This window comes from Fluviicoccus sp. (assembly GCF_030646115.1).
Classification (GTDB): Bacteria; Pseudomonadota; Gammaproteobacteria; order Pseudomonadales; family Moraxellaceae; genus Fluviicoccus.
The window spans coordinates 134,003-151,155 of the sequence record NZ_JAUSMX010000027.1 but is presented as its reverse complement, the minus strand read 5'-3'; the positions used below and the strand labels follow the sequence as shown (position 1 = coordinate 151,155).

Annotated in this window: 15 protein-coding genes; 8 read left to right on the top strand and 7 right to left on the bottom strand. The window is 63.6% G+C overall.

The genetic code is table 11. The annotated features are described in order from the left end of the window. Positions 1 to 35: 35 nt before the first annotated feature. Positions 36 to 1,784, top strand: coding sequence for a neutral/alkaline non-lysosomal ceramidase N-terminal domain-containing protein (locus Q7T36_RS16505; RefSeq protein WP_304851250.1), 1,749 nt, complete (start codon positions 36 to 38; stop codon positions 1,782 to 1,784). A 48-nt stretch (positions 1,785 to 1,832) separates the two neighbouring features. Here Q7T36_RS16505 and Q7T36_RS16500 read toward each other — a convergent pair whose 3' ends face one another. From Q7T36_RS16500 to Q7T36_RS16490, 3 genes are read right to left on the bottom strand one after another with little or no spacing between them, the layout of a single operon-like run. Next, a complete protein-coding gene (locus tag Q7T36_RS16500; protein ID WP_304851247.1) occupies positions 1,833 to 2,729 on the bottom strand; it encodes an FAD:protein FMN transferase in 897 nt (298 codons plus the stop codon). 22 nt (positions 2,730 to 2,751) lie between these two features. Further along, a complete protein-coding gene (locus Q7T36_RS16495; protein ID WP_304851244.1) occupies positions 2,752 to 4,119 on the bottom strand; it encodes a DUF3570 domain-containing protein in 1,368 nt (455 codons plus the stop codon). Next, the gene (locus Q7T36_RS16490) at positions 4,110 to 4,328 is read right to left on the bottom strand and encodes a DUF4266 domain-containing protein (RefSeq protein ID WP_304851241.1); all 219 of its coding nucleotides are present in this window, start codon (positions 4,326 to 4,328) and stop codon (positions 4,110 to 4,112) included. The genes Q7T36_RS16495 and Q7T36_RS16490 overlap by 10 nt, the downstream gene beginning before the upstream one ends. Positions 4,329 to 4,596: 268 nt before the next feature. Between Q7T36_RS16490 and Q7T36_RS16485 the strand changes: the two genes are divergently transcribed. After that, positions 4,597 to 5,832 carry a diguanylate cyclase gene (locus Q7T36_RS16485; protein WP_304851238.1) on the top strand — a complete coding sequence of 412 codons (1,236 nt, stop codon included), beginning with the start codon at positions 4,597 to 4,599 and terminating at the stop codon, positions 5,830 to 5,832. A 135-nt stretch (positions 5,833 to 5,967) separates the two neighbouring features. Beyond that, a complete protein-coding gene (locus tag Q7T36_RS16480; RefSeq protein ID WP_304851235.1) occupies positions 5,968 to 7,146 on the top strand; it encodes an MFS transporter in 1,179 nt (392 codons plus the stop codon). Here Q7T36_RS16480 and Q7T36_RS16475 read toward each other — a convergent pair. Further along, positions 7,143 to 7,784, bottom strand: coding sequence for a TetR/AcrR family transcriptional regulator (locus Q7T36_RS16475; RefSeq protein ID WP_304851232.1), 642 nt, complete (start codon positions 7,782 to 7,784; stop codon positions 7,143 to 7,145). The two genes, Q7T36_RS16480 and Q7T36_RS16475, sit on opposite strands and share 4 nt — an antisense overlap. A gap of 152 nt (positions 7,785 to 7,936) precedes the next feature. Between Q7T36_RS16475 and Q7T36_RS16470 the strand changes: the two genes are divergently transcribed. Continuing rightward, positions 7,937 to 9,352, top strand: a complete 1,416-nt coding sequence (locus Q7T36_RS16470; RefSeq protein WP_304851228.1) for a S41 family peptidase — start codon at positions 7,937 to 7,939, stop codon at positions 9,350 to 9,352. A 9-nt stretch (positions 9,353 to 9,361) separates the two neighbouring features. Here the strand turns inward: Q7T36_RS16470 and Q7T36_RS16465 are convergent, their stop codons facing one another. Beyond that, a complete protein-coding gene (locus tag Q7T36_RS16465; RefSeq protein WP_304851225.1) occupies positions 9,362 to 10,519 on the bottom strand; it encodes a diguanylate cyclase in 1,158 nt (385 codons plus the stop codon). A gap of 191 nt (positions 10,520 to 10,710) precedes the next feature. Here Q7T36_RS16465 and arfB point away from each other — a divergent pair, with 191 nt between their 5' ends. Together arfB and Q7T36_RS16455 are read left to right on the top strand one after the other, a co-directional pair. Continuing rightward, entirely contained in the window at positions 10,711 to 11,127 is a 417-nt protein-coding gene (arfB, locus tag Q7T36_RS16460) for an alternative ribosome rescue aminoacyl-tRNA hydrolase ArfB (RefSeq protein ID WP_304851221.1), read from the top strand. An 85-nt stretch (positions 11,128 to 11,212) separates the two neighbouring features. Further along, positions 11,213 to 12,232, top strand: a complete 1,020-nt coding sequence (locus tag Q7T36_RS16455; RefSeq protein WP_304851218.1) for a hypothetical protein — start codon at positions 11,213 to 11,215, stop codon at positions 12,230 to 12,232. Positions 12,233 to 12,238: 6 nt separating this feature from the next. Here Q7T36_RS16455 and Q7T36_RS16450 read toward each other — a convergent pair whose 3' ends face one another. Both Q7T36_RS16450 and Q7T36_RS16445 read right to left on the bottom strand, forming a co-directional pair. Then, the gene (locus Q7T36_RS16450) at positions 12,239 to 13,216 is read right to left on the bottom strand and encodes a ketopantoate reductase family protein (RefSeq protein WP_304851215.1); all 978 of its coding nucleotides are present in this window, start codon (positions 13,214 to 13,216) and stop codon (positions 12,239 to 12,241) included. Between the two features lie 138 nt (positions 13,217 to 13,354). After that, positions 13,355 to 14,185, bottom strand: coding sequence for a S1 RNA-binding domain-containing protein (locus Q7T36_RS16445; protein ID WP_304851212.1), 831 nt, complete (start codon positions 14,183 to 14,185; stop codon positions 13,355 to 13,357). A gap of 209 nt (positions 14,186 to 14,394) precedes the next feature. On the opposite strand from Q7T36_RS16445, the gene Q7T36_RS16440 reads away from it, so the two are divergent. Further along, the gene (locus Q7T36_RS16440; protein WP_304851209.1) at positions 14,395 to 15,876 is read left to right on the top strand and encodes a serine/threonine-protein kinase; all 1,482 of its coding nucleotides are present in this window, start codon (positions 14,395 to 14,397) and stop codon (positions 15,874 to 15,876) included. A 163-nt stretch (positions 15,877 to 16,039) separates the two neighbouring features. After that, the gene (locus tag Q7T36_RS16435; RefSeq protein ID WP_304851206.1) at positions 16,040 to 17,113 is read left to right on the top strand and encodes a putative solute-binding protein; all 1,074 of its coding nucleotides are present in this window, start codon (positions 16,040 to 16,042) and stop codon (positions 17,111 to 17,113) included. Positions 17,114 to 17,153 lie beyond the last annotated feature (40 nt).

Genomic DNA, 17,153 nt, shown 5'->3' with positions numbered 1-17,153 from the left:
TTAAGACGGAATACCCCCATTACCTGAGGTGAACGATGTACGAGGCCGGCTGGAGCAAACGTGAGATCACGGTCAAGGCGCAGGGTCACGCCATGATGGGTTATGGCATGTGGCACAACCGCGCCTGGGGCCACGCCACCGCGCTGTATGCCCGCGCTGTCTACCTGCGGCACGGCACCGGTCGCGGCCTGATGTTCTGCCTGCTGGACCTCGGCTACATCACCCACGCCATGCGCAGCGGCGTGGTGGAACACCTGCAGGCCGTGATGGGCGACGCCTTTGACGAGGCGGCGCTGGTGCTGACCTGCACCCACACCCACTCCGGCCCCGGCGGCTGCAGCCACGACGCCATGTACAACGTCGTCACGCCCGGCTTTGTACCTGAACATGTAGATGCCATAGTCACAGCCACCGTGGACGCCATAACCGAAGCCTGGCGGAGCGCCGCCGCAACCGAACTGACGCTGGGCCGGGGCGGCTTTGACGAACCGGTTCCCGTGGCGTGGAACCGCTCGCTGGCCGCCTATAACCGCAATCCCGACGTAACGCCGCTCACCGACCGTGAAACCCATCTGGCGCTGGACCGCGACATGGCGGTGCTGGCCTTTAGCCGCCACGGACAGGTGCAGGCGCTGCTGTCGTTGTTCGGCGTACATGCCACCTGCATCGGCAACACCAACACCCGCTACTCCGGCGACAACAAGGGCCACGCGGCGCTGGTGGCGGAAGCGCAACTGGCAGCCCAAGGCGCCGCCAACCCGGTCGCGCTGTTTGCGCAGGCCACCGCCGGCGATGTCTCACCGCATTATCAGGGCCCCGGCGATGTGGCCCGCCGCAGCCGCCTCCAGGGCGACGGGGAACACGCCTACGCCGAACGCAACGGCCGTTACCAGAGCACTCAGGCGCTGGACATCCTCGCCGCCGGTCCCGGCCTCGCCGTGGACGGCGGCATCGACGCCGTCTTCAGCTATCTCGACTTCACCGCCCGCAAGGCCGACCCGCGCTTCGCCCAGGGCCGCAATGATGCTTTCACCAGCGAACCCTGTCATGGCGTCGCCTTCTTCACCGGCACGCGGGTGGACGGCCCGGGCATGCCCCAGGCCATTGGCATCGTGGCGAAGAAGGTGGCGCGCTGGGTGAAGCAGAACCGCCTCGGCCATCCGCAAAAACAGGGCCCCGAGGACCGCGACTATTACCGCCGCCTCTATGCCGCGCAAGGTCCGAAGGACATCTTGCTGGAAGCCGGACGCAAGCAGATCCTGGGGCAGCCGATTGCGAAACTGATGGTGCCGGGCTTTGCCGATCCGCTGGTGGCGGAGATGAAGCGCCAGGCGAAACAGGGCGCCATGACCCGCAGCGCCATGGTGCCGACAGTGCTGCCGTTGCAGATCGTCCGGCTGGGGCCGCTGGCGCTGGTGTGCTGCCCCGGTGAATTCACCACCATGGCCGGGCGGCGCGTGGTGCAGGCGGTGCAGGAAGCCCTGCAACCCGCCGGGGTGACCCAGGTGCTGATCTGCACCTACTGCAACGACTACATGGGCTATGTCACTACGAACGAGGAATACCAGCAGCAGGCTTACGAAGGCGGCCACACCATCTTCGGGCAATGGACCGGCGCGGCTTTCCAGACCGAATTCGCCGTGCTGGCGACCGAGATGTGCCGGCCGGAGGCGGAGCGCCGCCATGACCGGCTGACCCGCCCGCAATCCGCGCCCGCCGACGAACTGGCCTTGCGCACCCGCCTGCCGCTGCCGGTGCGCCGGACCGGCAAGCTCCCGGCATAAGCGTATGCGTCCTGATGAGCCCCCCTTATTCCAGCGGCGCCCGCCGCTTTACCACAGGCACCAGAATGGCACGCCCTGCTGCTGCAGGAAAACCTCCGCCTGATCACCCTGCAACAGCGCAAACGTGGCCAGCATGCCTGCCTCTACGCAGCTCAGCGCCGCCACCGTCACTGATCGCGGCCCGCCAGGCACGGGCCATCCGGTTTGCGGGTTCAGAATATGGCTGTAACGAATACCATCCTTCAACAAGAACCGGTGAGTATCGCCGCTGGTCGCCAGCGCGCCGCCGGTCAGCTCCAGAACCCGGGCCGGCATCCGCTCACGGTCAGGCCGCTCCACCCCCACCTGCCAGCTGCCACCGGGGGGCGGCCGGTTGCAGCACAAGTCGCCCCCTAAATTAACCAGCGCCGGAACTCCGGCCATGGCATCCACCACTCCCAGCGCCATGTCCGCCGCATACTCCTTGCCAAGGCCGCCAAAATCCATTTCCATGCCCGGCAACATAGTCAGAACCGGATTACGCCAGTCCAACCGGCCAAAGCCCACGCGCTGACATATCCGCTCCACAAGGGCCGGGTCGGGCACATCATCGCTGCCGTCAAAACGCCAGGCCTGACGTAACACCCCGGAGGTCACATCAAACATCCCTTGGCTGAGCTGATAGCAGTTTTGCGCAAAATCCAACAGCCCTGCGGTTTCGGCGTCCACGCTGAAAGGATGACCGGCTGACGCGTTAATCCGGCCAATCACGCTATCCGGGCGATAACGGCTGTACTTGGCCTCAATACGCCACACTTCGTCAGCCGCCGCCCGGCCCGTGCGGGCCGCCAAGGCAGCGTCAGCGGTATGGAACAGAATTTCACAGGGGCTGGCCATGGCCTGAAAACTGACCGCCATAATACCGTTGGCCCGTGCCTCCACCTTTACAGAACGCGATGATGTCATGGCCTTGACCCCAAAAGCCGGCTCAGAATTTGAACTGAAGGTCGGCCGAAACTATGGTGGCGCTCAAGCCCGGGTTAAGATCCAGGCCCTGCAATTGTGGCAGTCCGGCCATGTTGACCTCCCCGGTTTGCTGATATCGCTCAAACCTCAGGCTGAACACCGAGTCCCGCGACATTTCGTAACCCAGCTTCACCCCGACAGTTTTGGCCGTGAAGCCGCCCAGCCGCGAGTCCGCTGATACCGCCTTCAGGTAAGGATCGCCCTGCATCACATACAGGCGGTAGAAATCAGCCGCCGTTTGCGTGTACCAACGTAGATGCGGTTCAATGAATCCGCCATCCGACCAGACATAGCGGTAGCGCAAATCAACCGTTTTTGAGTTCATCCCCCAATCATCGCGCATGGCTCGAACGGAAGCGGTGATGGTATCCCTGTCCAGCGCATAGCGGTTTTCCCAATAAAGGCTGCGCCGGGAACGCTGGTCCGGGCGATTTTCATAAAGGTAACCCACCACACGGCCGGTACTATCCAGGGCGGACACAATTTTGTAGGGGTCGTTATGATAGCCCTGGGCATTGTCCGCCGAGAGATTCAACCGGGTCAGCCAACGCCGGGTCATCACCTGCGTCACCCCCAACAGCACATCATTCACGGCCTTGGTCTGATCGCCCTGACGCTGAAAAAGCGCATAATTGCTTAGCGGTAGCGGCGTTCCACCCACTGGGCTGCTGCTGTCACGCTCCACATTGACACCCAGTGAGAGGGTTGTGTTCTTCTGGTTGAAACTCTGCGTCAGCGCCACATTGGCGGACAGGGACTGGTAATCCGCTTCTGTTGAAAACGCACCCCCCAGCGCCAAGCGGGTTGACGGCGCCAGAGACCCGCCATATGACATCGAAATCGCCTGGCGCTTATCGCTAAAGGAGTTATCCATGGGCAACTGACCCGCGCTGACATCATAGATGCTGCTTTTTTCCGAGCTGCCGGCGGTGCAATTGTAGGTTGTCCCGGAAGGGGTGGTGCAGGTCTGCACCGTTGGCGCCTTCTTGACCGGCTTTTGCAGGCTGCGGCCGGAAGGTGTGGCAAACGTCTGTACCGAGCGGCTGGGCAAGGCTCCGTTGGGAGATCCGCCGCTTAACGAGTCAACAGACAGGTCAATACTGAACTCACTGTCCTCCGACCAGACATTGCGGACATTCGCCTGATATTTACTGACCTTAATCCGGCCATCGCCTTCCTGGTAGGAAAGCACTCCCAGATTGGTGCTCCCGGTGGCGCTGTCTTCCGCTGCGGACTCGATATCGTAGGCTTGGGCCGGCGCACCGGTGAGCAGCACACACACGGCCAGAGCCAGACCCTCCCGGATCATACCACCTTGATTTAATTGCATCCGCAACCTCCGCCACCAAAGCCGCGGCCACCGCTGGACGCTTCCTTGCTGAAGTAGACATGCGCATCTATGGCGCTCTCCACCGGGTCGTTGTCCGGCTGCATGGTATTCCGGGCCATGAGATCGCGTTGCCAGGGCTTAACACCGATATGGCTGCAACCGCTCAGCAGCAGTGGCGCTGCAAACAGCGCCAAAAACATGATTTTCATTTTTATGGTCATGACAGTGAACTCTCGTTGCGCCCCAAGGCCATGGCGCAGGTCGGAAAATGTTCATCAACGTAATAAGACCCCAGCGGCCTTCGACAATCATCTGAACGTGATGGCTTCACGCTAACATGGCCCCCTTAACCCAGCCTTAAAACCCTAAGCCACCGCCCGCACCGCCGCCGGTCGCGCCGGTCCGGTGCGCGTTGCAGGGATCGCCCGCCTCCGCTAACCTCCCTGAAGACCACAACGCCTTCAGGCCCGCCCACCCATGACTGCCGCACCCTCCGCCCCCGACCGGGAAACCAGGATTCAGGACATCCAGTCGCTGCTGGCGTCCAACCTGCAGTTCCGCAGCTTCCGGCCGGAACTGGAGGCGGGCTTCATCGCCCATGTCCGCGACCGCGCCCAGCGCCTGTCGCGGGACAGCCTGGGCATCACGGTGGTGATGTACCTGATTACCGCCGTCATGGGCTGGTCGCAGGTGGGTCGCTTCTCCGCGCCGCAATACCGGGACGGCAATCTGGCCGCCATGGGCTGGCTGCTGGTGGTGGAAGGGGTGCTGCTGGCCTTCGTGCTGAGCATTCCCTACCTGCCGGGGCGTGAACGCTTTTACCGTTTTTACGCCTCGATCAGCAGTGGCGGCGCGGTGGGCGTGCTGATCTACGGCGCGTCGCTGTTTCCGGAACCGTATTTCAACGTATTCCTCAGCTATGTGGTGATCCTGGCCACTGTTGTCACCTATGGCGTGGCGGGCATGGTCACCCGGCAAACGGCGGTGGCCTGCCTCGCCGGGGTGGTTATTGCCGTAGCGGCGGTGGCGCAGCAGGGGCTATGGCTGAATTTCGGCTATCTCCTTGCCTATGGCGGGCTGGCGAACGTGATCGGCATCCTGCTGTCCTTCCTGCTGGAATCCCGCGACCGGGTCACCTTCCTGCAGTCGCAGTTGCTTGCGCTGGAAAAGGACCGGCTGGACGAATACGCCGCCGAGGTGGAGCAACTGTCGCGGCAGGATGCCCTGACCGGGCTGGCCAACCGCCGCCACTTCGACGAGACCGTCAACCGGGAGTGGGGGCTGGCCTGCCGCCGTCAGGAGTCAATGGCGGTGATCTTTCTGGATGTCGATTTCTTCAAGCCCTACAACGACACCTACGGCCACCCCGCCGGGGATGCCGTGTTGCAACAGGTGGGCATGGCGCTGGCCGCCGCCGTGGGCCGCCCGGCCGACTTGGCTGCCCGTTATGGCGGCGAGGAATTCGTGGTGCTGCTGCCGGACACCAATCTGGCCGGAGCCTGCGCCATTGCCGAGCGCATTGCCGGGGCCATCAACGCCCTGGCCATTCCACACAGCAAGTCCACCGTGGCGCCGCAGATCACCGTCAGCATGGGAGTGGCCGCCATGATTCCTTCCGCCGATATCCGCTACGCCGAGCTGATTACCGCCGCCGACCAGGCGGTCTATGCCGCCAAGGCCGCCGGGCGCAACCGGATCATGACCGCCGCCTGAGCCCCCTTCCCCACAAAATCCGACGGATGGTCAGCTTTTTGAACCCTCAAGGGATGCCTTCGCCTTAAAGCTGATATACAGTCAGCTTTATCCAACCTGCCGCATAACTCCCGGGTTTGAAGAGGAGGCGACGATGTGCTGAATTCCCCCCCGGCCATTCCCTACTGGCGGCTGTCCGGTTTCTATCTGGCCTACCTGGCGCTGCTGGGCGGCTTCATTCCCTACTGGAACCTGTATCTGGCGCGGGAGTTGCATTTCTCCCCGGCGCTGATCGGGCAGCTGATGGCCGTCACGGTAATCCCCCGGCTGCTGGCGCCCTGTTTCTGGGGACATCTGGCCGACCGTTCGGGGCGCGGGCTGGCGGTGGTGCGGCTGGGTGTGTTCATGCTGGCGCTGCTGTGGCTGGCGCTGGCCTTTACCACCGACTACCGGTGGCTGGCGCTGTGGCTGCTGGCCTGCACCTTCTTCCAGAATGCGGTGATGGCCCCGTTCGAAGCGGTGACGCTGGCGCATCTGGCGGAACGGCGCACGCAATACGGCCGCATCCGGCTGTGGGGTTCGCTGGGCTTCATGGCCATGGTGGCGGGGCTGGGGGTGGTTTTCGACCATGTCTCGCTGCAATGGCTGCCGCTGGTGTTGTGCGGCGCGGCGCTGCTGGCGTGGCTGGTAAGCCTGAGCGTGCCGGATGCGCCCTGCCCCCGCCCCGTGCGGCAGCGGGGCTCGGTGTGGGCGGTGCTGCGCCGTCGCGAGGTGGCGGCGTTTCTGGGCGGCGGCCTTTTGCTGCAGGCGGCGCATGCGCCGTATTACGCCTTCTACAGCCTGTTTCTGGAGTCGCACGGCTATTCTCACCAGTCCATCGGCGCGCTGTGGGCGCTGGGCATGGCGGCGGAGGTGCTGGCCTTTACCCGGCTGCACCGCTGGCTGGGGCGCTGGGGCGCGCGGCCGGTATTGCTGGGGGCCATGCTGCTGGCGGCCGGGCGCTGGTGGGGCATCGGGCTGGGGGTGGACCATCCGGGGGTGCTGGTGACGATGCAGTTGCTGCATGCTGCCAGTTTTGCGGCCGTGCATGCCGCCAGCGTGCAGTTGGTGACGCTGCATTTCGGGGAGGCGCACCGGGGGCAGGGGCAGGCGGTTTACGGAATGGCGTGGGGGGTGGGGGCTTCGCTGGGGGCTTGGGCGGCAGGCTGTGCCTGGAATTCGCTGGGGGCCCCGGCGGTGTTCGGGGCGGCGGCAGGGCTGAGTTTGCTGGGGTGGTTTTGGGTGGTGCGGGTGAAGCCGGCGGCGGAGGTGGGGATGGAGGCGGAAGCGGTCTAAACCTGCGCATAATGCCGGAACAACACCTCCACCATAACGCTCTGCTCATCCAGCAACGCCACCGCCTCTTCGGGAGCAGAGGTCAGCGCCTCCTCCAGCACCGTCTCGCAACTCTCACTGATCATCCAGGCAATGCGCTGCGCCCGCTGCGGCGTCAACTGCGTGCGGTGCAGCAGCAGCCCGGCAATGAACGCCGCCGACCGCTGGTTGGACTCCCGCACCAACGCCTGCAACGCCGGTTCCGCCCGCATTGCGGTCAGCACCGGCACATAACCGGGCGCTTGCGAGTAGGCGTTGAACAGCCCTTGCAGGATGGTGCGGAAATCCGGTTCCGGCTCGTCCAGCTTTTCAGCCAGAACCGTCAGCAGGTCGGCATCCACCACATCCATGATGCGCTTGGCCAGCGCTGCGAAAATAGCCAGCCGGTTTTCAAAATAATGATAAACCGTGGCTGGCGGCACCCCGGCTTTCGCGGCAATGGCCAGGATGGTGGCGGCATCCACGCCGTGATGTTGCAGCAGGTCGGCGGTGGCGTCGAGAATGGCGTCGATCTTCAGTCGGGAACGCGCCTGCACCGGCTTCACCCGTTGCTGCGGCGGTTGCGGGCTGTCGGCGTTGGTGCGGTTGACTCGGGGCATGGCGTTCCGGCAAGGGAAAAAGGTCTGGAACCCGGATCATTACCGGAATCCGAATAACCGTCAACTTACCCACGTCACTTCCCGGCAAAGGCGAAAGATACCCCCATGACATGATAAAATGCCAAGACATGTCTCCGGAACGGACTCCCCCCATGCCGCTTGATCACGACTTTTCGCGCCACTGCTTTTTTCAAACCGCATTGTGGCTATGTATCAGCCTGATGTTGCAGGCTTGCGGCGGCGGCTCCAGCGGCAACAACGCCTCGGGCGCTTTCCCGTCCCTGAGCTGCCCGGCTTCTCAAACTTGGCAAAACGGCATGTGTGTCACCACCGAAAGTTGTTTGGCTGAAAACGAAAAGTCCTGGGTGCGGGCGCATCTGGATGACGCCTATTTGTGGTACCGCGAAATTGTGGATGTGCCCCCAAGTAATTTCGTCAACTCCAGCGACTACTTTTACGCCCTGCTGGTAAGCCCAAAGGACCGGTTCAGTTTTGTCACCGACCAGGCCGAAGTGGACGCCTTCCAGGAGTCCGGCATCAACACCGGCTACGGTGTGGAATGGGTCAATGACAGCCATGATAATGCGGTGCGGGCCTCATACGTCGAACCGGACTCCCCCGCCGCCCGCCAGGGCATTGAACGCGGCGACTATCTGACGGCCATCAACGGCAATGCCCTGCAAACCATTACCCAACGCGATTTCATTGCCGCCCTGTATCCACGGCAGGCCAATACACTGAACACCTTTGAAGTCTATAACCCGCATCAAGGGGTCACCCGGCCGGTGACCCTGAGTTCAACCGAAATCGTGCACAAGCCGGTTTCCCATGTCAGCGTCATCACCACCGCCGGCAAACAGAAAGTCGGCTATCTGGTGTTCAACGATCATATTTACACCGCCACCGACCCCTTGGTCAGCGCGATGAAACAGTTCCAGGCTGCCGGGATTGATGATCTGGTTCTGGATCTGCGTTACAACGGCGGCGGCTACCTGTACATCGCCTCACAATTGGCCACCATGATTGCCGGACAGGCAACCACCGGCCAAGTGTTCAATCGCTTGATCTTCAACGACAAGCACACCCGTTCAAACCGGAATTTCATGTTCCAGACCACGGACTTCCATAACCAGCCTCTGCCAATGCTGAACCTGAAACGCGTCTTCGTGCTGACCGCTTCCGGCACCTGTTCGGCCAGCGAAGCCATCATCAACGGACTGTCGCCTTTCATCCCCGTTATCCGGATTGGCGGTGAAACCTGTGGCAAGCCCTATGGGTTTAACCAGACCGACAATTGCGCCAAAGCGTATTTCGCCATCCGCTTCAAGGGCGAGAACAGCATGTCGCAAAGCGTGCCGACCCAAGGCTTTATGCCGGCCTGCTATGCCGCCGACGACCTGAATCATGATCTGGGTGAACGCCAGGAAACCATGCTGGCGACCGCACTGGGCTATCAGGCCGAGGGCAAATGCCCGGCTGACGCAGCGCAGATGACCAAATCACGGACGGGCACGGTACTCAGGGATGTTTACAGGGCGCCATGGCGCAGCATCATGACGGCCCCGTAACAAGCGGGTTCAGGTTGTCGGCCGCGCTTGCAGCGCCAGCGCTTCCACCCGGTTGCGGCCGTTGGCCTTGGCGCGGTACAGGGCATTGTCCGCCGCCTTGATCAGCGCCTCGGCGTCCACGCCCAAGTCCAGTTCATTGCTCACCAGCCCGAAACTGCCGCTCAGCGGAATCGGCTCGCCGTTGTCTGCCGTCACCACCGTCGCCGCCAGCTGCACCCGGCAGCGCTCCGCCAGTTTCACCGCCCCGTCCAGCCGGGTGTCGGGCAGCACCAGCATGAATTCCTCGCCGCCATAGCGCCCCACGGCGTCACACTGGCGGATGGCGTTGCGCAGCACCTTGGCGGTTTCCTGCAGCACGCGGTCCCCGGCGGGGTGCCCCCAGGTGTCGTTGATGCGCTTGAAGTGGTCCAGATCCAGCAGCAGCACACTCAGTGGCGGGCCATGACGGGTGGTGCGCGCCACCTCCTTGTCCAGCATGTCCAGAATGCTGCGGCGGTTGGGAATTCCGGTCAGCGGGTCGGTCAGGCTCAGCGTGCGCACATAGTCTTCCCGCTTGCGCCACCAGTTCAGGGTCAGGTCGGCAAAGAGGATGATTACAATGAAATGGGGCGCGGTAAACAGGAAGACAGCATTGATCCAGAACAGGTTGCCGGTGGCATCAGTGGGCGGCACCACCATCGGCGCATAGGGAATGAACCCGAAACCGGCGGCATAGCTCAACGCCAGCAACGACACGGTGCCCGACGCCGTGGCATACCACACCACGCGGCGGTTGAGCAAAATGAAGCCGAACACCGGTGCACCCAGCAACACCACGCCCGTGCAGAAGGTCATGGTGCCCACGAAGTAACTGCAGAACACTAGGGTCAAGGTGTAATACTGGGTGGCCAGATGCTGCAGGGGCAGGAAGTCCGGCAAGCGGCGGCGCAGCCACAGGCCGGCCGCGATGATCAGCAGCGCACCCAGGGCCATGCCGGATTCCAGTGCCAGCAACTGCTCCGTGATCGGGACATCCACCAGACGCTCACGGTCGGACCGGGCCAGGACGTACACCAGGGCCAGCATATAGGTTGAAAGGACGGAAAGCAGGATCACCATCAGGATGATGCTCTTGTCCACCACGCTCCATTCCAGCACCGCCGCCAGACGTTGACGCCACGTTAGCATCCGCTACGCTCCCGAATATTCATATTGGCTGTTGTTGTTTTGAGGGTTGACGGGCATCAAGCACACACCGGTCTCATCCCATAACCGAATATCGCGGAAAGCGGCGCGGTCTGCCAGCCGTTTCAATACAATTTGTTTTCCCCCGAACGACAAGGCATGATTCCGGCCATATCCGCCAAGACTCCCCGTCCATGCCCCTGCACCGCCCCGCCGCCGAGCTGCTGCGTCCGGAAGACATCGAATTCACCGCCATCCGGGCGCAGGGCTCGGGCGGGCAGAACGTCAACAAGGTGTCCAATGCGGTGCACCTGCGTTTCGATATCAATGCCTCGGCGCTGCCGGAAAGCGTCAAGGTGATGCTGCGTCAGTACCGCGACCACCGCATCAGCGCCGACGGCATCATCGTCATCAAGGCGCAGCGCTTCCGCAGCCTGGAGCAGAACCGCGACGACGCCCTGGAACGCCTGAAGGAACTGGTGACCCTGGCCACGCACGTGCTACCGCCCCGTACCCCCACCCGGCCCACGCGCGGCTCGCAACGGCGGCGGGTGGAAGGCAAGGTGCAGCGCGGCCAGGTCAAGGCACTGCGCGGGCGGGTCAGCGACTAGGCCTGCCGCTATTGACGATGGCGGCCGCACTATCCATGATCCCGGACACGGCATTCCGCCTCCCCACACGTCCGAATCCGCCGCCATGAAGCCGACCGCCCCTGCCGCCACGCCGCTGACCCCGCCGCCGCCCCTGCCCTTTGTCCTAGTCTGGAACGGCTTCATCAGCCTGCACGCCTACTTCATGCTGGGGGCGGGCTGGCCGCTGCCGGCGCTGTTCGGCATGGTGCTGTTCTACAGCGTGTTCTTTGCAGTGGGCGGTTTCATGATCGTGATCTGGGTGCGCCACCAGCGCCTGCGGCAACGCTTCGGCCAACCGCTCCTGGAGCCTGCGTGTGACCTGCTGCCGGGACGGCCCGGCCTGCTGTCGGTGCAATTCAACCGCACCTGGCCGCCCGGACAGAAGCTGACAGGCAGCCTGCACTGGGTCAGCCGCCACACTGGTCGCGGCGTCCCGGCCTCACTGCAGGCCGTCCCCCTGCCCGGCAATACCTACAGCGGCCGCGACGGCACACACTGGTCCTCCTCGCTGTCGGTGCCGCCGCTGCCCGCCGGCGTCCGGCCCGAGGCGGTCGGTCTGGAACTGCGACTGCACATGAGCGACGCGGAAAAGAACGGCTGGCGCTTCCCCCTGGCCTGGGCGACGGACACGGCCGCCACTGATGGTGTGCCGGCGGACAGGTTCGACCGGCCGCCCGTCTCCGCTGCCGACCGTGAGAAGCTGCTGGGCATCCTCGGCAAGATACCGCCGGTGCTGGCGGCGGTCGCCGTGCTGATGCTGGCACTGATGTGCCGCGACGAGCGCCTCGATTTCACGGACCTGCTGATCCCGCTGTTCCTGCTGATCGGCGGCTGGCACCTGCGCGAAGTGCAACGCCAACTTGAGCAGTGGCGGGACTGGAGCCAACCTCCGGCTAGCGGCTCTCCCCTCAACGGGCTGAAGCAGCGCTTCCGTTACTCCGCCGCCGTGGTGCCGGTGCTGATGATCAGTCTATTCGCGGCGGACATACTGCTACCGGACGATGTGATCGGGACGCTGCGCAAGCTGGCATCCTCCGGGGTGGAAAGGGCGGAAACACCCGTGATTGAACAAAGGCAGCCCTGAGAGCGTTCAATCCGGACCGTGGCTGACCGCCGCCAGCTCCGCCCGCAGGCTGTCCAGCGCTGTGTGCGGCAGGCCCAATTCGGCAGCATGCGCGGCGTACTGGTCCAGCAAGGCCAGCGTCTGCGGCCGCACCTTCGAGAAATGCGCCTCCAGAAACACCTCGATATCCACCGGTGTCATATGGCGCGACAGCGTCATGGCCGGGGGAATCAGCGCGGCGGGCACGCAGGACAGCAGCCACGGCCCCTTGACGCCGTAACGCCCCGCCAGCGCCGCCCGCACCTCCGCCTGCGCCGCTTTCATCGTCTGCAAACGCGTCCGCTCCATGGCCCGGAACTTCCAGCCGCTCAACTCCAGCGCCGCCAGGAACACCATCAGGAAGCCGGTGGCGTGCATGCCCTGGTCATTGAATCCGGGCCGGTAAGCCGCGCGGATGCCGGAATGTTTCAGGGTGGCAATCACGGCATCGGCGCGGTCACGGCGGCCGTCCACCGCCATCGGCGCCAGCGGCGGAATCCAGAAGGCAATGCCGGGCGTCGGCACGGTTTCGCCTGCCAGCGGGGCGTGGTAACTCATCATGGTAATCATGCCAGACACCACACGCTGCTCCCCCACTGCTTGCTGCACGCGGCGGATGTCATCGGGGCCGGGTTGAAGCACCATCACCGTGGCGTCGCCAATCGCCTGCACCAAGGGTTGCAAATCGGTCTGCGCCAAGGCGGCGCTGGACATGCACAGCCACACTTGGTCCCACCGGCGCGCCGCCACGGCCGACCAGTCGCTGTGACAGGTGAATTGGTTGAACAACATGGGATTGCGGCGCTTCCGGTCGCGATTGAGGTCATAGAGCGTGAAGCCGCGTTCGGCTTCCGCCACATGCTTCGCTTTCAGGAACAGGTGTACGTCATGGCCGGCTTGGGCGAAATGCCAGGCATAGACTTGGCCAACGGCACCGGCGCCGATAATCAGGATGGATTGCTGCATGGGGTTGCCTCCGGACGCTCCGGGGCGGAGCGGTCATCATAGTTCGATGACCGTCAAATTACAGAATAATTCGATGATTGTCAAAGTGTCAGCGCCGCCCTCAGACGAATGACCGACGAACGGTGACGGGGAATCCAATCAATTCGGCAGCGAAATCCCGTCTTCCTCAATGACAATGCGCTGCTGCCGGAACAAGGCCCCGATCGCCTGTTTGAACACCTTCTTGCTGATGCCGAATTCCGCATGGATGGATTCCGGCGAACTGTTGTCGCCCAGAGGCAGGAAGCCGCCCGCCATCTCCAGCCACCGCAGCACCAGCGCCGCCGCGCCGTCCACCTTGGCATAGCCCGGCGGCGCCAGCGACACGTCCAGCCGGTTGTCGCTGCGCAGGCGCTTGATATAACCGTCACGGCGGTCACCAATACGCAACGGCTCGAAAACTTCATCACCGTAAAGCATGCCCCAATAGCGGTTGTTCACCACCGCCTTGAAACCCAGATCGGTGCGCAACGCCACCACCAGCTCCACTTTTTCCCCGGCGGCCAGCCCGGTCGCCTCGTCGTCCAGGAAGTCATTCAGCCGCGCCGAGGCAATCAGTCCCAGCCGCTCATCCACCGTCATCATCACCATGCTGCGCCAGCCCGGCTCCAGCCGCTGCTGCTGCTCGGCGCGGGGCATGAACACCGCCTCCTCAAGTCCCAGATCCAGCCAGATGCCGTCGCGGCTGGCTTCCAGCACCGTCAGGCTGGCCACTTCGTTGACCTTGGCCAACGGCGTGCGGGTCGAGGCGGCCAGATAACCGTCCTCGCCGGTGTACACAAACACCGGCACCTCGTCCCCCACCCGCCAGTCACGCGGCGCATCCCGCTTCGACAGGCGGATTTCTCCGCTGTCACCATCGTCCAGCAACCAATGGGTGGAGGTCTGGCTGAGAATTTTCAGGGTATTGAACTGGCCAAGGGCAATCATGCAGGCATTCCGGAGGACAAATGAAGACGGGATCAATCGGCGTATGGTAGCACCCGGCGTCGGCGGCGACCGAAAAATTCCCGGGTCAGCCGCCTTCAGTTCCGGCCGCCGTTTCCTTCTTGACCGTCAACCTGCTAATGTTCGCGGCTGAATCCGGCCTCACGCCGCCCGGACCGTTCCACCCCCACAGCACGCAGCCCGACCGACCCATGAACGCCACTCCGCCCGACATTCCCGGCTACACCCTGCACGGCCTGCTGGGCCGGGGCGGCATGGCCGAGGTCTGGCTGGCCACGCAGGATTCGCTGAAGCGCAAGGTGGCCATCAAGGTGCTGCTCAGCGCCGATGACGACAGCTTCAACCGGCGTTTCATCAACGAAGGGCATCTGGTGGCGTCCCTGCACCACCCCGCCATCATCACCATCCACGACATCAACCGGTTGCCGGACGGACGTTATTATCTGGCCATGGAATTCGTCGGCGGCGGCGACCTGTCGCAGTTCAAGGGACAGGTATTCACCCCGCAACGGGCGCTGGCCATCCTGCGGCAGATTGCGGAAGGGCTGGAGGTGGTGCATGGCAAGGGACTGATCCACCGCGACCTCAAGCCCGCCAACATCCTGTTCCGCGACGCCGAACGGGTGGTGATTTCCGACTTCGGCATCGCCAAGGACCTGGGCATCGACAGCGAACTGACGCAGGACGGCATTGTCGTCGGCAGCCCGTCCTACAGCAGCCCGGAACAGGCGCAGTGCCAGCCGGTTGATGCGCGCACCGACCTCTACAGCCTTGGCGTCATGCTGCAGGAAATGCTGACCGGCGCAAACCCCTTCCGGGGCGACAGCTATGCCCAGACCGTAGGCAACCACCTGCACCTGACACCGCCGCGGCTGCCGGACGCCCTGAAGCGCTACCAGCCGCTGCTCGACCGCCTGCTGGCCAAGGAGCCCGCCAACCGCTTTGCCGGTTGCCGTGAATTGCTGGCCGCCCTGGATGCGCTGGACCGGCCACCGGCCAAATCCGGGATCGGCATCCCGGCACGTCTGCCCACGCTGTCACGGCGCGCGCGGCTGTCGTTGCTGGCGGTGGGGGTGGCGGGTCTGCTGGCTGTCGGCGGGCCGGGCGTGACGCGGCAGGTCAAGGTCTGGCAGGCGCTGCATCAGGCCGATCAGCATTTGACCGCAGGCCGGCTGGTGTCCCCGGCCGCCGACAATGCTGATTATTTCTACCGGCAGGCGTTGCAACTGGACCCGGACAATGCGTCGGCCAAAGCCGGGCTGGTGAAGGTCCGCGAGGCGCAAATCCGGCAATGGCTGGCGCTGGCGGAACAGCGTTTTGCCGAAAACCGGCTGTCCCAACCGGCTCAGGACAACGCCGTGCATTATTTCCGGCAGGTGCTGGCGCAGTCGCCCCAACACCCGCAGGCCATGACCGGCCTGCACCGCATCGCCGAGGTTTACCGGGGGCTGGCGCAGCAGGCGCTGGACCGTCAGGACCGCAGTGAAGCCCGGTCGCTGTTGCGCGCCGGTCTGGACGCCGAACCCGGCAACCCGGCGCTGCAAGCACTGGGCAAGGTGCTGGAAAGCCGTCCGGAATCCGGCTCCGGTAACCCGGCCCCAAACCGCAAGAAGGCCGCTTCCCGCCCAAGCAACCCGCTGAAAGGACTGCTCCACAAGCTCTTCGGGAAATAGCACCCCCGTTCCATTCTCCTCGCCAATTCCCAAAATTTGACCTTTTACGCCACATCCTGTCGAACAAAAAGACAGGATTCCCGGTTTTGACATATGTCAGTGCTAAGGTGATTCCGTCGTTTGCTGCGGCAAGCGACTCCATAGCAAAACGAGGTCAAGCATCATGGTACGTTCAATTTCCCGGAAACCCGCCCTGTGGCAGGCCGGTCTGGCGCTGGCCGCCAGTATCGCCCTCACCGCCGGACCTGCGGTCGCCGCCGGCAAGGACACGCCGCTCCTCAAACCGCTGAATGTGACGCTGTGCGTCTTCGATATTCAGGGTGCGCGCGGCGACATCAGCCGCTACGCCCAAGACCTGGCACTGGATGCCCGGCAATGGAACATTCACCTCAACATCCGCTCTTATACTGACGAACGCATCGCCGCCGAGGAATTCAAGGCCGGCCAGTGTGATGGCGTCGCGCTGTCGACGTTGCGTGCGCGGCCGTTCAACAAGTTCATCGGCAGCATCGACTCCATCGGCGCAGCACCGGACTACCGGCACATCAAGGCCATTGCCGCCGCGCTGGACCACCCGCGCATCAATCCGCTCACCATCAGCGGCGACTTCCAGGCGGTCACCGTCATGCCGCTGGGCGCATCCTATGTCATGGTCAACAACCGGCACATCGACAGCATTGACAAGGCGCTGGGCAAAAAGGTGGCGGTGCTGGATTTCGACAAGCCGCAAAGCCTGATTGTGCAGCGCCTGGGCGCACGGGCAGTGTCCAGCGATTACTTCAGCTTCGGCAACAGGTTCAACAACGGTGAGGTGGACATCATCATGGCCCCGGCGCTGGCGGTAAAGCCGCTGGAGCTGGACAAAGGCATGGGCGCATACGGCGGCATCTACCGCCTGCCACTGACTCAGGTCACCGGGACACTGCTGATCAATCGTACACGCCTGCTGAAGGAAGTTCCCGATCTGGACGCCCGCATCAGCCGCTTGCGGGAATACGCCTTGGTGGAAATCGACAAGGCGGTCAGCTACATCCGTAAGCAGGAACAGGCCATCCCGGCGGGCTACTGGCTGGACCTGCCACCCGCCGAGCAGGAGAAATACCTGCATATGATGCGCGACTCCCGCATCCAGCTGACGCGGGAAGGCTATTACGACACACGGATGATGTCGCTGATGAAGAAGGTGCGCTGCCGCTATGAGCCGGGCAGTTATGAATGCACCATGGATGAAGAGTAGATTCACGGGACACGGATGTCCGCACCGATAATCCTGCGGT

Excerpts from the sequence above, each read along its gene's own strand:
- Q7T36_RS16505 (WP_304851250.1), top strand. The coding sequence starts at position 36 with ATGTACGAGGCCGGCTGGAGCAAACGTGAGATCACGGTCAAGGCGCAG.
- Q7T36_RS16500 (WP_304851247.1), bottom strand. The coding sequence starts at position 2,729 with ATGACATCATCGCGTTCTGTAAAGGTGGAGGCACGGGCCAACGGTATT.
- Q7T36_RS16495 (WP_304851244.1), bottom strand. The coding sequence starts at position 4,119 with ATGCAATTAAATCAAGGTGGTATGATCCGGGAGGGTCTGGCTCTGGCC.
- Q7T36_RS16490 (WP_304851241.1), bottom strand. The coding sequence starts at position 4,328 with ATGAAAATCATGTTTTTGGCGCTGTTTGCAGCGCCACTGCTGCTGAGC.
- Q7T36_RS16485 (WP_304851238.1), top strand. The coding sequence starts at position 4,597 with ATGACTGCCGCACCCTCCGCCCCCGACCGGGAAACCAGGATTCAGGAC.
- Q7T36_RS16475 (WP_304851232.1), bottom strand. The coding sequence starts at position 7,784 with ATGCCCCGAGTCAACCGCACCAACGCCGACAGCCCGCAACCGCCGCAG.
- Q7T36_RS16470 (WP_304851228.1), top strand. The coding sequence starts at position 7,937 with ATGCCGCTTGATCACGACTTTTCGCGCCACTGCTTTTTTCAAACCGCA.
- Q7T36_RS16465 (WP_304851225.1), bottom strand. The coding sequence starts at position 10,519 with ATGCTAACGTGGCGTCAACGTCTGGCGGCGGTGCTGGAATGGAGCGTG.
- arfB (WP_304851221.1), top strand. The coding sequence starts at position 10,711 with ATGCCCCTGCACCGCCCCGCCGCCGAGCTGCTGCGTCCGGAAGACATC.
- Q7T36_RS16455 (WP_304851218.1), top strand. The coding sequence starts at position 11,213 with ATGAAGCCGACCGCCCCTGCCGCCACGCCGCTGACCCCGCCGCCGCCC.
- Q7T36_RS16450 (WP_304851215.1), bottom strand. The coding sequence starts at position 13,216 with ATGCAGCAATCCATCCTGATTATCGGCGCCGGTGCCGTTGGCCAAGTC.
- Q7T36_RS16445 (WP_304851212.1), bottom strand. The coding sequence starts at position 14,185 with ATGATTGCCCTTGGCCAGTTCAATACCCTGAAAATTCTCAGCCAGACC.
- Q7T36_RS16440 (WP_304851209.1), top strand. The coding sequence starts at position 14,395 with ATGAACGCCACTCCGCCCGACATTCCCGGCTACACCCTGCACGGCCTG.
- Q7T36_RS16435 (WP_304851206.1), top strand. The coding sequence starts at position 16,040 with ATGGTACGTTCAATTTCCCGGAAACCCGCCCTGTGGCAGGCCGGTCTG.